Here is a 14,357-nt window from a genome sequence, read left to right as displayed (position 1 = left end):
GTCTTGCGGGGGTAGCGTCAGATAAGCGCGGTGCGCTCAGTCGTCGACCTTGACGTCGTTGACCACGGCAATGGCCCGGGTGATATAAGGTAGGTTCTCCTGGGAGAAGCCGGCCACGTTGGCCCGCCCCGAGCGCACCATGTAGATGCCGAACTCGTCGCGCAGGCGGTCGACCTGATCCGGCGTCAGGCCGGTATAGGAGAACATGCCGCGCTGCTCGCCCACGCAGGCGTATTTTTCGGCCAGGCCGTAGGGCTCGAGCGCCTTGACGAAGTCCTGGCGCAGGCCGTTGACGCGATCGCGCATCTCGGTCAGCTCGTCGCGCCAGGCGGCGGCCAGTTCGGGGTCGTGGAGGATCTCGCCGACGATCGCGCTGCCGTGGGCCGGCGGGTTGGAGTAGTTCTCCCGGGCGACCACGGCAAACTGCGAGCGCACGTTTTCCATCTGCTCGGCGTCCTTGGCCACGGCGATCAGGCAGCCGGTGCGCTCGTTATAGATGCCGAAGTTTTTCGAACAGGAGCTGGTGATGAGCACTTCGTCGAGCTGCTCGGCCAACAGGCGCACGCCGTAGGCGTCTTCGTCGAGCCCCTGGCCGAAGCCCTGGTAGGCGAAGTCGATCAGCGGCAGCAGGTTGCGCTCGCGCACCACCTCGAGCACGTCCTGCCACTGCTCGGCAGAGAGGTCAAAGCCGGTGGGGTTGTGGCAGCAGGCGTGGAGCACCACGACGTCGCCTTCGGGAATCTTGTTGAAGGCGGCCAGCATGCCGTCGAAATCCAGACGGTTATCGGCGTCCACGTAAGGGTACTTGTGCAAGGCAATGCCCGCGGCGGTGAAAATGCCGTGGTGGTTGGGCCAGGTCGGGTCGCTGACCCAGATGCCTCTGCCCGGAAGCTCGCCGGCGATGAAGTCCGCCGCCAGGCGCAGCGCGCCGGTACCGCCGGGGGACTGGGTGGCGCTGGCGCGGCCGGCTTCCAGCACCGGGGAATCGGCGCCCAGCACCAGCGGCAGCACGGCGTCGCCGTAGGCCGCCGAGCCGTGGGAGCCGATGTAGGTCTTGGTCGACTCATTTTTGAGCAGGCGAGCTTCGGCTTCCTTCACTGCCCGCATGACCGGCGTGTTGCCTCCGGCGTCGCGGTAGACGCCGACGCCCAGGTCGACTTTCTGCGGGTTGGTGTCTTCCTTGAAAGCTTGGATCAGCCCGAGAATGGCATCGCCGGGGACTCGCTCAATACGTTCGAACATGGATCGGGGTTCCTCATTGTCTGGCGGCTAAGTAAGGGAATAAGTCAGTGAAGTAGCTTTGGCGTAGACGAAACCCGCAGGCGCCGCGCTTACGCCAAAGCGCGAACCTCGTGAACCCTTCATCATGCCATTCCGCTGCCGGCTCTGCCACTGGGGCGGTGTCGATTGCGGCGCTTTATATTCCATTAATGAATTAATAGTTAATTATTTATTTCTTTTTGTGATCCTGAAAGTTCGCTATGTTGCCCGCTGATCGTCTTTTTGTCCGCCGTTGACGCCCGCCCCTTCAGCCCGGGCGTCAACGGCCTGCCATGACTGACCGAGGTGCCGTGTGGCTTTGCTAGACCGTATTTCCCGACAGCCGCGAGGCAGCGTCAGCCTGGTCGGCGCCGGCCCGGGCGACCCGGAGCTTTTGACGCTGAAGGCGTACCAGCGTCTGCTGAATGCCGATATCGTCCTCCACGACCGCCTGGTGAGCGAGGAGGTGCTGGCTCTTATTCCCGCCGGGGCCCGCAAGCGATACGTAGGCAAGGCGTGCTCCCACCACAGTGTGCCCCAGGAGGGCATCAGCCGGGCGCTTGTCGACTGGGCGCTGGAAGGGCACGCGGTGGTGCGCCTGAAAGGCGGCGACCCCTTTATCTTCGGCCGCGGCGGCGAGGAGCTGGAGACGCTGATGGCCCGGCGCATCCCGGTCGAAGTGATTCCCGGCATCACCGCCGCCTCGGGCTGCGCCAGCTACGCCGGCATTCCGCTGACCCACCGCGACTACGCCCAGTCGGTGCGGCTGGTCACCGGGCATGTGAAAAGCGGCCGCTGCGAGCTCGACTGGACCTCCCTTGCCCGCCCGGGGCAAACCCTGGTGTTTTATATGGGCCTTGGCAATCTGGAGACTATCTGCGCGGCGCTGAGGGCGCACGGGCTGGCGGCGACGACGCCGCTGGCGCTGGTGTCCCAGGGCACCACCCGGGACCAGGCGGTGCATATCGGCCGCCTTGCGGCGCTGCCCGAGGAGTACTTGGCCGGCACCGTCAAAACGCCGACGCTGTTGATTATCGGCGAGGTGGTGGGGGTGAATCACACGCTTGACTGGTTCGATGCTAAAAGCGGGCGCGCCGGCGGTTTTCTCCCGGGGAAGCCCTCGGCGTCGTTGCGCCCTGCGCCACCGCTGCGCTCCTTTGGGTAGCCAGACGCGCCTCGGCGTGTATGCTGTTAAGGTAGGATACTTTCAGCACTGGCCGTTTATTCCGTCATAGTGCCAATCAGCAACGATAACTCGACATTCAGCACGCTTTCTTGACCGCGTCAACGCGAAGGGGGACTCCACCATGGCAGACGACAACCGTCCGGAAGACAACCGTCCGAAAGATGAAAGCTCAAAAGACAAGCGTCCGGAAGACAGCAAGCCGGAAAGCGCCCAGGGCAGCAAGGGCGGCGGTAACGGCGGCGGGGGCACGCCGCCCAGGCACGGCAGCACGCCCTCGCCCAAGCCGTCGGCGGGCGCGCTGATGAAGGACAATCGTGTCAAGGCCATTGCCGGCATTGCCGCCATCGCCGTGGTCTGGGCGATCATTGCCCAGTCCAGCGCCGGCTCTCGGGGAGACCGCATCGAAAGCCTGGAAGAAAAGCTGGCTGATACCCAGCAGGAAAACAGCCAGCTCAACGACAAGCTCTCCGAGCAACAAAAAGCCGAGCGCAACATGGCCGAGCTGGAAGAGCGCATTGACTCGCTGAAGCAGCAGCAGCAGGAAGCCGAAGCCTCGCTTGCCGACACCCGTAGCGAGATCGAAAGCGCCGAAGCCACCCTGAAGGAGCAGCAAAGCGAGCGCGACGAGCAGCAGCAAAAGCTCGACTCCCTCAACGGGAAGGTCCGTGACAGCGAGCAGGAGCTTTCCGAGCTTCGCGAGCAGGAAGAGCAGATCAAATCCGCGCAGCAAGAGGCGGTAGCGGCGCGCGACGAAGCCGAAGAGGCGCGTCAGGAGGCCGAAGAGGCCCGCCAGAAAGCCGAAAAGGCCCGCCAGAAAGCCGAGGATGAACGCCAGCAGGCCGTCGAGCAGCGCCAGCAGGCCGAGAAACGCTTGCAGAGCCTGAATGAAGACATCGACAGCGCCGAAAGCGAGCTGGACGACGTGCGCCAGAAAGTCGCCAGCGTCACCCGGGAACGCGACGAGCTGTCTCAGCAGCGCGACGACATGCGTGAAGATGTTCAGACCCTGCAAAAAGAAGTGGATACCCTGGAAGAGAAGCGTGATAAGCGTACCGAGGAGCTCGAGGATACCCGCAGCCGGCTGAAAGAGCTGACCTCATCGCTTGCCAGCGGCAGCGACAAGCTGAACAGCGTCAATAGCGGTATCAGCCAGCGCCAGGGTCAGCTTGAGAGCCTGCAAAAGCAGCTGGATCAGTGGCGCGGCGACCTGGGCGCGCTGGAACAGCGGCTAACCGACAGCAACGACGAGTCGGGCGATCAGCAGAGCGCTGACAAGGCCGACAAGAAAGACGGCGATAAGAAAGACGCCGATAAGAAAGACCAGGACTCGAAGAAGCAGGCCGATCAGTCCAAAAACGTGAGCTTTGAAGCGGCCGGCGGCGAAAAGGGTGATAACGCCGGCAAGGACAAAGGCGACGAGAAGCAGAACAAGAGCGATAAGCAGGATAAGGGCGACGAGCAGAGCAAGGACGCTAAGAAACAGGATAAGAAGGACAGTGCCGGCGACAAGCAGGACAAGAGCGGCAAGGACGACAAGCAGGACAAGAGCGACAAGCAGGATAAGGACGCGTCCGACGACAAGCAGGATAAGAGCGCCTGAAGCCTTGCTGCCGGTCGTGAGCTATCGGCCCTGGAGTAGTTAACGATAGGGTAGTTGGCGATCGAGCCGAACGGGTATCTGTTGCTGACAGATGCCCGTTTTTTATTGCCCGGGGGCACGACCGGCTGATTTCATGACGCTTTCCCGCCGCTGACAGGAGTCCGGATGATAGAGGCAATACCCTTCGACGTGGCGCCAAGCACCCTGGCGTTTATCATTCTGGGGGCGACGCTGGGCGCTTTTATGTGGGGACGCCTGCGTTATGACCTGGTCGCCCTCTGTGCGCTGCTGGCCTCGGTGGTGTTGGGGCTGGTACCCGCCGACGAGGCGTTTTCCGGGTTCGGCCACCCGGCGGTGATCACCGTTGCCGCGGTGCTGGTGCTCAGCCGCGGCTTTGAACGTGCCGGTATTGTGGACCTGATTGCCGAACAGGTGCTGAAAGCCGGCGACCGGCTGATCGTGCAGCTGACGGTGCTGGTGGGCACGGTAGTGGTGCTTTCCGGGGTGATGAACAACGTCGGCGCGCTGGCGCTGCTGCTGCCCGTGGCGCTGCGCCTGGCCCGGGAACACGATACCTCACCCTCGCTTTTGCTGATGCCGCTGGCGTTCGGCTCGCTGCTGGGCGGGCTGACCACGCTGATCGGCACGCCGCCCAATATCATCATCGCAAGCTATCGGGGCAATATCACTGGAGAAAACTTCAGCCTGTTCAGCTTTTCCCCGGTCGGGGTCGCGGTGGCGCTTGCCGGGCTGGCGTTCATTGTGCTGGTGGGTTGGCGGCTGACGCCCCGGCGCGCCGGGCAGGCCTCCAGCGCCGACATGTTCGATACCGCAAGCTACCTGGCCGAGCTCAAGGTCGGCGAGGACGCCAGGGCCAACGGCCTGACGCTGCAGCAGCTGCGCCAGGAAATCGACGAGGCGATCCCCGTGCTGGCCGTGGTGCGCGATGACAGGCGCCGCGCCGGCTATGCGTTTTACGGCACGCTGCAAACCGGCGATATCCTGCTGCTGGAAGCGGCGCCCGACGAGCTCAAGCTGCTGGAAGACAAGGTTGGCCTGAGCGTGGTCAGCGAGCCCGGTGAGGCAGGGGAGGACGGAGCCGAAGAAGGGGAAGACGCCGGGTCGGCCAAGAAGGGCACCTCGCGCGGCGTCAATATCGAAGGCCTGCAGCTGGTGGAGGCGGTGGTGCGCAACGACTCGATGATGTCCCACCGCAGCGTGCGCCAGCTGCGGCTGCACCATCAGTTCGGCCTGCACCTGGTGGCCGTCGCCCGGGACGGCACCCGGCTCAGACAGCGTCTGCGCGATATTCGTTTCCAGGCCGGCGACGTGCTGCTGCTTCAGGGCAGCGAAAAGGAAATGCGCGAAAGCCTGGCGACGCTTGGCTGCCTGCCGCTGGCCAGCCGCGAGCTGACGTTCGGCCAGCCGCGCAAGATGGCGCTCTCGCTGGGCGTGTTTGCTCTGGCCATTGCCGTCATGCTGCTGGATCTGTTGCCGGCCGCGGTGGCGCTTTCGGGCGCTGCGGTGGCCACGCTGCTGGCAAGAGTGCTGCCGCTGCGCGACGGCTACCAGGCCCTCGACGGCCCGGTGATCGTGCTGCTGGGCGCGATGCTGCCGGTGGGCAAGGCGCTGGACAGCAGCGGCGGCGCCGAGCTGATTGCCGGCGCCATGCTCCAGGCCGGCAGCCAGTGGCCGGCGGTGGTGACCCTGAGCGGCCTGTTCGTGGTGTCGATGCTGCTCTCCAACGTGGTCAACAACGCCGCGGCGGCGCTGCTGATGGCGCCCATTGGGGCGAGTCTGGCCAACGGCCTGGACGTCTCGCTGGATCCGTTTTTGATGGCCGTTGCGGTCAGCGCCTCGTGCGCGTTTCTAACGCCCATCGGTCACCAGTCCAATACGCTGGTGCTGGGGCCGGGGGGCTACCGCTTCGGCGACTACTGGAAGCTTGGCTTACCGCTTTCGCTTACGGTGATGGCGGTGGCCATCCCCATGATTTTATGGCGCTGGCCGCTGTAAGCGGGTGGCTGTCATCATGGTCTCGGCACCATTGTCTTGAATTCAGGTAATTGACCAGGGGGTGAACCATGGCGTCGTATATTCTCGCCGTTGACCAGGGCACGACCAGCACCCGCGCCATGCTGTTCGACCGCGACGGCCAGATGGCGGGTATTTCCCAGCAGGCGTTTACCCAGCACTATCCCCGAGACGGCTGGATCGAACACGATCCCGAGGAAATCTGGGAGGGGGTGCTTGCCACCTGCCGCGAGGTGCTGGGCACGCTGCCCGAAAGCGACGCGCCCCTTGAGCAGGTGCCCGGACTTGGCATTACCAACCAGCGCGAGACGACCCTGGTGTGGGATCGAGCCACCGGCGAGCCGCTGTACAACGCTATCGTGTGGCAGGACCGGCGCACCGCCGAGCACTGCCAGCGCCTGCGCGACGCCGGCCACAACGAGACCGTCCAGGCGCGCACCGGGCTTTTGATCGACCCCTACTTCTCCGCCACCAAGCTTGCCTGGCTGCTGGACAACGTCGACGGCGCCCGGGAGCGGGCCGAGCGCGGTGAGCTGGCTTTCGGCACCGTGGATACCTTCCTCATCTGGCGGCTGACCGGCGGGCGACGCCACCTGACCGACGCCACCAATGCCTCGCGCACCGCGCTGTTCAATATTCACACCCAGCAGTGGGACGACGCGCTGCTTGAGCTGTTTGGCATCCCCGCCGGCCTGCTGCCCGAGGTGCGGGACTCAAGCGACGACTTCGGCACCCTGGAGGCGCGCTGGCTCGGCCGCGAGCTGCCCATTGCCGGCGTAGCCGGGGACCAGCAGGCCGCGCTGGTGGGCCAGGCCTGCTTCAGCCCGGGCATGGCCAAGAGCACCTACGGCACCGGCTGCTTCATGGTGGTCAACACCGGCGAAGAGCCGGCGCGCTCGCGCAATCGCCTGTTAACCACGGTGGCCTACCGCCTGAACGGCGTGCCGACCTATGCCATGGAAGGCAGCATTTTCGTCGCCGGCGCCACCATGCAGTGGCTGCGCGACGGGCTCAAGCTATTTGCCGACGCCGCCGATACCGAGGCGCTGGCGCGGCGCACCCGCAGCGGCCACAGCGTGTACCTGGTGCCGGCGTTTACCGGGCTGGGCGCGCCGTACTGGGATCCCAAGGCGCGCGGAGCGATTTTCGGCCTGACTCGGGATACCGGCATTGCCGAGATCGTGGCCGCCGGGCTGCAGGCGGTGTGCTATCAGACCCGGGACCTGCAGCGCTGCATGCACGACGACATGCAGGCCCCGCCGGGCCGGCTGCGGGTGGACGGCGGCATGGTCAGCAATAGCTGGGTCATGCAGTTTTTGGCCGACATGCTGGGGGTTCAGGTGGACCGTCCCGAGGTGCTGGAAACCACCGCGCTGGGTGCTATGTTTCTCGCCGGGCTCAGGCTTGGCTGGTACCAAAGCCTCGACGAGCTGGCCGAGCTTTGGCGCTGCGAGACGAGCTTTACCCCCACCATGGCCGAAGATCAGCGCGAGGCGCTCTACCAGGGTTGGCTCGACGCCGTGGGGCGGGTGCGCTCCTACTGAAGGCGCACAAAAAAGCCCCGGCGCCAGGGCCGGGGCTGAGAGCAGGTGCCGGCCGGGGGCCGGCATGGACGGGTCAGGCAGAGGGCGCTTGGCCGGCGTGGTAAATCACTTCGTCCTTGTTGCTTGCCAGCTCGTCAAAGGCGAAGTCGTCCACGGTGAGAAGTTCAAGCACTTCGGCTTCGAAGCCGCGCATGAACTGCGCATCCTCATCGCTGATCAGGCCTTTTTCCAGCCCGGCTTCTACCCGCTGCTCGGGGTGCAGCGCGGTGCCGGGCAGCTCGCCCTTGGCGTAGGCCTTGTTGAGCGTGCGATACAGCGCCTCGGCGCGGTCGTAATCGACCAGCAGAGCGTTGTAGGCCGCCAGCGGGTTGGGCTGATCGCCGTCGTCTTTGTCCCAGGTATTTTCCAGCAGGTGCGTGCGCAGCGCCGAGTGGGTCGACACGCGTTTGGCGATATCCCGGGCGAGATCGTCGTGGGGTTTGCTAAAGCGCCGGCCGGCGGGCATCGCCACAAGCTTCAGGGTCTTGCCCAGCGCCCGGTTGGGCAGGTTGTCGAAAAGCTCCATAAACGCCTGCTCGGCGCGCTGGAGCAAAAAGCGGCAGCTGTAGTGCAACAGCGCTTCTTCGCCTTCCACCTTGTTCCCGGCTTCCCAGTGCTTGAGCACCATCGAGGCCAGGTAGAGGTTGGAGAGTACGTCGCCCAGCCGTGCGGACACCATTTCGCGCTTTTTCAGCGCCGAGCCCAGGCTCGCCATGGCGGCGTCGGCGCACAGGCCGAAACCGGCGGAGAGCCGCGAAATTTCCTGGGCGTACTCAACGGCCGGGCCGGTAAAGGGCACGGTCGGCTTGCCAAGCCCGAGCCCCAGGGTGAAGGCCCGGGCGGCGTTGCCGAAGACAAGCCCGGCGTGGCTGAAAAACGCCTTGTCAAAGGCGCGGGCGTCGCCGGCGTCCTTGGCCGCCAGCTCGTCCAGCACGTAAGGGTGGCAGCGGATGACCCCTTGCCCGAAAATCATCAGGTTGCGGGTCATGATGTTGGCGCCTTCCACGGTGATGGCCACCGGGTTGGCGCTGTAGCCTATCCCCAGGTAGTTGCGCGGCCCGAGGGTGACCGCCTTGCCGCCGTGGACGTCCATGGCGTCGCCCAGCAGCGCGCGCTGGTACTCGGTGAGCTGGCTTTTCAGGATCGCCGAGGGCACCGCGGGCTTTTCGCCGTGGTCGATGAGGTTGGCCGTCTGGTACACCGCGGCCTTGGCAATGTAGGCGTGGGAGGCCATGCGCGCCAGCGGCTCCTGGACGCCCTCCATCTCCGCTACCGGCACGTTGAACTGGCGGCGGATGCGGGTGAAGCCGCCGCTCCAGCCAAGCGCGTAGCGCGCGGTGCCGGTGGCGCCGGAGGGCAGGGTGACGCAGCGGCCGATGGCCAGGCACTCCACCAGCATACGCCAGCCTTCGCCGATCATCGCCTCGCCGCCGATGATGGTGGAAAGCGGCACGAACACGTCCTGGCCCTTGATCGGGCCGTTCAAGAAGGGGCTGCCGATGGGCACGTGGCGCCGGCCGATTTCCATGCCCGCCGTGTCCCGGGGGATCAGCGCCAGAGTAATGCCGCGGTCGGCTTCGTCGCCGAGCAGGCCGTCCGGGTCGAACAGGCGGAAGGCCAGGCCGACGACGGTGGCGATGGGGGCCAGCGTGATCCAGCGCTTCTCGAAGTTCAGGCGCACGCCCAGCACTTCCTCGCCGTCAACGGTCTCTTTGCAAACGATGCCGGTATCCGGAAGCGAGGTGGCGTCCGAGCCGGCGCGGGGGCCGGTGAGGCCAAAGCAGGGAATTTCTCGGCCGTCGGCGAGGCGCGGCAGGTAGTGGTCCTTCTGTTCTTCGGTGCCGTACTTGAGCAACAGCTCGCCGGGGCCCAGGGAGTTGGGCACGCCTACGGTGACCATCAGCGTTTCGTTGACGGCGAGCTTTTGCAGCACCATGGACTGGGCCTTGGCGGAAAACCCCAGCCCGCCGTAGGCCTCGGGAATGATCATCCCGAAAAAGCCTTCCTTTTTCAGGTAATCCCAAAGCGCCCGGGGCAGGTCGGCACGCTCCCGGGTGATGTCCCAGGCGTTGCACATGCCGGCAGCCCTGGCGCATTGCACGTCGAGAAACGCCTGCTCGGCGTCGGTCAGACCGTCGTCGGTATAGCCGAGCAGCGACTCCCACCGGGGGCGGCCGGAGAACAGCTCGCCGTCCCAGGACAGCGTGCCGGACTCAAGGGCGGTGCGTTCGGTGTCGGATACCCGGGGCGCGACTTTTTGGAACAGGACAAACAGCCGGGGCGTCAGCCATAGCCGGCGCAGCGCCGGCAGGCCGGCAACGGCAATGGCCGCCGCGACGATCAAAAGCAGCACGCCGATCACCGGCGCGCCCAGGCCAAGGCCCAGCAGGCCGGGGATGCCGGTGGCCAGCAGGGCGGCGCCGGCACCGGCCTCGCGCCGCATCGCCACCAGCAGGCCAACCACGGCCAGCACGATCAACAGCAGGGTGAGCATAGGTTTTCTCCCGATGGCGTCCGAGCGAGACGCCGGTCCTTGTGGGTGTCTATCGAGCGTAACGACGGGTTTTTATGTCAGTTTTTATGACAGGTTTCAAACAGTCGTTTGGATGCCTGTTTGGATAGTGGCAGACTCCGCCCCGCGGGCGCAAGCATCATGCCATGCTTATCCGGCTATCTATCCCGGGTCCGTTCAATGTATCGCCGAAACCGTCGGCGCACAAAAAAAGCGCTGCGGCTCGGCCGCAGCGCTTGTTCATGGTAGGCGGTATCCTCGCCGGCCGGCGTTGGCCGCCGAGCCGGCATCGCCTCAGGTGGGGGTCGCCAGGTTGGCCTTTGCCGCCTCCTCGGCAGAAGCCCCATCCGCCACGTAGTAGGGCACCTCGCGGCGGGGCAGCGGCTCGCGGCCGCGGATCCGGTCGGCGATCTTTTCGGCAAGCATGATCGTCGGCGCGTTGAGGTTGCCGGTGGGGATCACCGGAAACAGCGAAGCGTCTACCACGCGTAGGCCGTCAACGCCGTGAACCCGGCCCTGGCCGTCGGTCACCGCCCCTTCATCCTCGCCCATGCGGCAGGTGCCGCAGGGGTGGTAGGCGGTTTCGGCGTTTTCCCGGATGAAGGTATCCAGCTCGGCGTCGCTCTGGGCGTCCGCTCCGGGGGCTATTTCGCGCCCCCGGTAGGCGTCGAACGCCGCCTGGCCGATGATCTCCCGGGTCAGGCGGATGCCGTCGCGGAACTCCTGCCAGTCCTTTTCCGTGGCCATGTAGTTGAACAGGATGCTGGGCGCGGCGCTGGGGTCTTTCGACGTGATCTGTACCCGGCCGCGGCTTTCCGAGCGCATGGAGCCGACGTGGGCCTGAAAGCCGTGGGCCTGCACCGCGCTTTTGCCGTTGTAGCTGATGGCGATGGGCAGAAAGTGATACTGCAGGTTGGGCCAGGCTTCGTCCTCGCTCGAGCGGATGAAGGCGCAGGCCTCGAACTGGTTGCTCGCGCCGATGCCGGTGCCGCCAAACAGCCACTGAGCGCCGATCTTGGGCTGGTTGTACCACTTGAGCGCGGGGTAGAGCGAAATCGGCTCCTTGCACTCGTACTGCAGGTACATTTCCAGATGGTCCTGGAGGTTTTCGCCTACGCCGGGCAGCGCCTTAACCGGCGTAATGCCGAAGCGCTCGAGCAGGGCCGGGTCGCCGACGCCCGAGCGCTGGAGAATCTGCGGCGAGGCAATCGCTCCGGCGCACAGCAGCACCTCGCGCCGGGCGTGAACCCGCTGCGGCTTGCCCTTGCGCGCGTAGCGCACGCCCAGGGCGCGCTTGCCGTCGAATTCGATGACGTCGGTCAGCGCGTGGGTTTCCACGGTCAGGTTATCGCGCTTTTTGGCGGTGTCGAGATACCCCCGGGCGGTGGAAGCGCGCCGGCCGTTGGGCGTGACGAAGCGGTCCATGGGGCCAAAGCCTTCCTGGCGATAGCCGTTGACGTCGTCGGTTTCGGCGTAGCCGGCCTGCACCCCGGCGTCGATAAAGGTGCGGTACAGCGGGTTGTTGCCCGGTTTGGGCGTGGCCACATCGATGGGCCCGTCGCCGCCGTGGTAGTCGTTGGCGCCGATGTCCCGGCGCTCGGACTTTCTGAAGTAGGGCAGGCAGCTGAGGTAATCCCAGTCCTCGAGCCCCGGGCGCTGCGCCCAGCTGTCATAGTCCAGGGCGTTGCCGCGGATGTAGCACATGCCGTTGATCAGTGAAGAGCCACCGAGGCCCTTGCCGCGCCCGCACTCCATGCGCCGGCCGCCCATGTGCGGCTCGGGCTCGGTATGAAAGGCCCAGTTGTTGCGCGTGCCCTGGAGCGGGTAGGCAAGCGCGGCGGGCATCTGGGTGCGGAAGTCCAGGCGGTAGTCGGGGCCGCCGGCCTCAAGCAGCAGCACGGTGGTGTCGCTGTCTTCGGTCAAGCGCGCGGCGAGCGCGTTGCCCGCCGAGCCGGCGCCGATGATGACGTAGTCGAATTCGCGTGTCCGGGACATGGCATTCTCCTTGAAGCGTATTAAAACGCCGACTCGAAGGGGCCCATTTCGACCTGGACCGACTTGGTCTGGGTGTAGTGGCCGAGGGTTTCGAGACCGTTCTCCCGGCCGATGCCGGACCGCTTGTAGCCGCCCACGGGCATTTCGGCGGGGGAGTCGCCCCAGGTGTTGATCCAGCAGATGCCGGCTTCGAGCTGGTGGATGACGCGGTGGGCGCGGTTGAGGCTCTCGCTGAACACGCCGGCGGCCAGCCCGTAGTCGGTGTCGTTGGCCCGACGAACGGCTTCGGCCTCGTCGTCAAAGGCGAGCAGCGACATCACCGGGCCGAAGATCTCCTCGCGCACGATGCGCATGTCGTCGCGGCAGTCGGTAAAGATAGTGGGCGCCGCCCAGGCGCCGCTGGCGAACGTGCCCTGAGTAAAGGCCGCGTCGTCGCCGGTCAGCACCCGCGCGCCTTCTGCGCGGCCCAGGGCGAGATAGGAAAGCACTTTTTCCTGATGCTCAAAGCTCACCAGCGGGCCGAAGTTGACCTCGGGGTCCAGCGGGTCGCCGGCGCGGATGCGCGCCACGCGCTCCAGCAGCTTTTCCTCGAAGGCGTCCTTGATCCCGCGCTCGACGAAGACCCGGGTGCCGTTGGTGCACACCTGGCCGCTGGAGTAGAAGTTGGCCATCATCGCGGCGTCGGCGGCGCGGTCCAGGTCGGCATCGGCAAACACCAGCAGCGGCGACTTGCCGCCAAGCTCCATGGTGACGTCCTTCAGCGTGGAGCCGCCGGCGTCGGCCATGACCTGACGGCCGGTGCCGGCTTCGCCGGTGAAGGTGATCTTGGCGATGTCCGGATGGCCGGTGAGCATTTTGCCCACGCGGCCGTCGCCCTGCACCACGTTGAACACGCCGTCGGGCAGGCCGGCGGCGGTGAGCGTCTCGGCCAGCTGCATTGCGGTGAGCGGGGTCACTTCGCTTGGCTTGAACACCACGGCGTTACCCGCGGCCAGCGCCGGGGCGGCCTTCCAGCAGGCGATCTGCAGCGGATAGTTCCACGCGCCGATGGCGCCGATCACGCCCAGCGGCTCCCGGCGGGTATAGACAAAGGAGCTTTCGCGCAGCGGAATCTGGCTGCCTTCCAGGGCAGGGGCCAGGCCGGCGTAGTACTCCAGGGCGTCGGCGCCGGTCTGAACGTCCACTTCGATGGTTTCGCTCAGCGGCTTGCCGGTGTTGCGGGTTTCAAGCTCGGCCAGGGCGTCGTTTTGCTCGCGCAGCATGGCAGCGGCGCGGTTGAGCACCCGGCCGCGCTCCATGCCGGTCATGGCGGCCCAGGTTTTCTGGCCCCGGACGGCGCTGGCGACTGCGGTATCGACGTCTTCCTCGCTTGCCTGGCCGACGCTTGCCAGCCGGGTGGCATCAAAGGGATTGGTCACGTCGAAGGTGTCGCCCGAGGTAGCGGCGACGGTGCGGCCGTCGATATAGAGCGGCTGGATGTCATTCATCATGGGTCTCTCCTATGGCGGCGGACGGCGATGCCGGCGCGCCGCCGTGTTGGGCCAAAAGCTGGTCAAGGCAAGCGAAGGCGAGGCGTCGGGCGCCTTCGGCGCCGAGCCCTTCGGGAGTGAGCGCGCCGCGCAGCCAGAGGCCGTCGATCATTGCCGCCAGGCCCCGGGCGGCGTCCTGCGCTTCGGCGCGGGGCATCACCCGGGAAAAATGGAAGCACAGATTGGCGTACAGCCGGCGATCGTTGACGTTTTGCAGCCGCGCCAGGTCGGGCTTATGCATGCTGCTCGTCCAGAACGCCAGCCAGGTCTTGGCGGCGGGCCCGGTGACCTGGGAGTCATCGAAGTTGCCCTCGATCACCGCGCCGAGGCAGGCCCGGGGCGAATCATCGTCAAGCGCGCGGCGGCGCTCGCCGACGGCGTTGCCAAGGTCGGTGAGGATCTGGCGCATGGTGGCTTCCAGAAGGCCGTCCTTGCCGCCGAAATAGTGGCTGATGATGCCTGCCGAGACGCCCGCCCGGCGGGCGATGCGCAAAATGGTCGCGTCGGCGAGCCCCGCCTCGTCAATGGCGTTCATGGTGGCGCTGATCAGCTGCCGGCGGCGCAGCGGCTCGTTTCCTACCTTGGGCACGGCGTACTCTCCCGAAACTCGTTGAACAAGACACGCTAAAACGGCCGATTATGCCATTGTCCGGCGGCG

At 65.9% G+C, this 14,357-nt stretch carries 9 protein-coding genes; 4 read left to right on the top strand and 5 right to left on the bottom strand.

What is annotated here, in order from left to right; genetic code table 11:
- Positions 1-36 precede the first annotated feature (36 nt).
- Complete coding sequence (locus RS027_RS02060) at positions 37-1,242, bottom strand: amino acid aminotransferase (RefSeq protein ID WP_311953260.1); 1,206 nt, start codon at positions 1,240-1,242, stop codon at positions 37-39.
- 331 nt (positions 1,243-1,573) lie between these two features.
- Here RS027_RS02060 and cobA point away from each other — a divergent pair, with 331 nt between their 5' ends.
- The 4 genes from cobA (at position 1,574) to glpK (ending at position 7,624) form a co-directional block, all read left to right on the top strand.
- Entirely contained in the window at positions 1,574-2,425 is an 852-nt protein-coding gene (cobA, locus tag RS027_RS02055) for a uroporphyrinogen-III C-methyltransferase (RefSeq protein WP_311953257.1), read from the top strand.
- A 142-nt stretch (positions 2,426-2,567) separates the two neighbouring features.
- The gene (locus RS027_RS02050; RefSeq protein ID WP_311953254.1) at positions 2,568-4,046 is read left to right on the top strand and encodes a coiled-coil domain-containing protein; all 1,479 of its coding nucleotides are present in this window, start codon (positions 2,568-2,570) and stop codon (positions 4,044-4,046) included.
- A gap of 165 nt (positions 4,047-4,211) precedes the next feature.
- Positions 4,212-6,062, top strand: a complete 1,851-nt coding sequence (locus RS027_RS02045; protein WP_311953251.1) for an SLC13 family permease — start codon at positions 4,212-4,214, stop codon at positions 6,060-6,062.
- A 68-nt stretch (positions 6,063-6,130) separates the two neighbouring features.
- Positions 6,131-7,624 carry a glycerol kinase GlpK gene (gene glpK / locus RS027_RS02040; protein WP_311953248.1) on the top strand — a complete coding sequence of 498 codons (1,494 nt, stop codon included), beginning with the start codon at positions 6,131-6,133 and terminating at the stop codon, positions 7,622-7,624.
- A gap of 73 nt (positions 7,625-7,697) precedes the next feature.
- Here glpK and RS027_RS02035 read toward each other — a convergent pair whose 3' ends face one another.
- The 4 genes from RS027_RS02035 to betI all read right to left on the bottom strand — a co-directional run bounded on the left by RS027_RS02035 (position 7,698) and on the right by betI (position 14,288).
- Positions 7,698-10,157 carry an acyl-CoA dehydrogenase gene (locus RS027_RS02035; RefSeq protein WP_311953245.1) on the bottom strand — a complete coding sequence of 820 codons (2,460 nt, stop codon included), beginning with the start codon at positions 10,155-10,157 and terminating at the stop codon, positions 7,698-7,700.
- A 312-nt stretch (positions 10,158-10,469) separates the two neighbouring features.
- Complete coding sequence (betA, locus tag RS027_RS02030; protein WP_311953242.1) at positions 10,470-12,170, bottom strand: choline dehydrogenase; 1,701 nt, start codon at positions 12,168-12,170, stop codon at positions 10,470-10,472.
- Positions 12,171-12,190: 20 nt separating this feature from the next.
- Entirely contained in the window at positions 12,191-13,660 is a 1,470-nt protein-coding gene (betB, locus tag RS027_RS02025; RefSeq protein ID WP_311953240.1) for a betaine-aldehyde dehydrogenase, read from the bottom strand.
- Positions 13,650-14,288, bottom strand: a complete 639-nt coding sequence (gene betI / locus RS027_RS02020; protein WP_311953237.1) for a transcriptional regulator BetI — start codon at positions 14,286-14,288, stop codon at positions 13,650-13,652. The genes betB and betI overlap by 11 nt, the downstream gene beginning before the upstream one ends.
- Positions 14,289-14,357 lie beyond the last annotated feature (69 nt).

Source organism: Halomonas garicola, assembly GCF_031935715.1.
GTDB lineage: Bacteria > Pseudomonadota > Gammaproteobacteria > Pseudomonadales > Halomonadaceae > Vreelandella > Vreelandella garicola.
The sequence above is the reverse complement of the archived record's forward strand: the minus strand, read 5'-3'. Positions and strand labels throughout refer to the sequence as shown.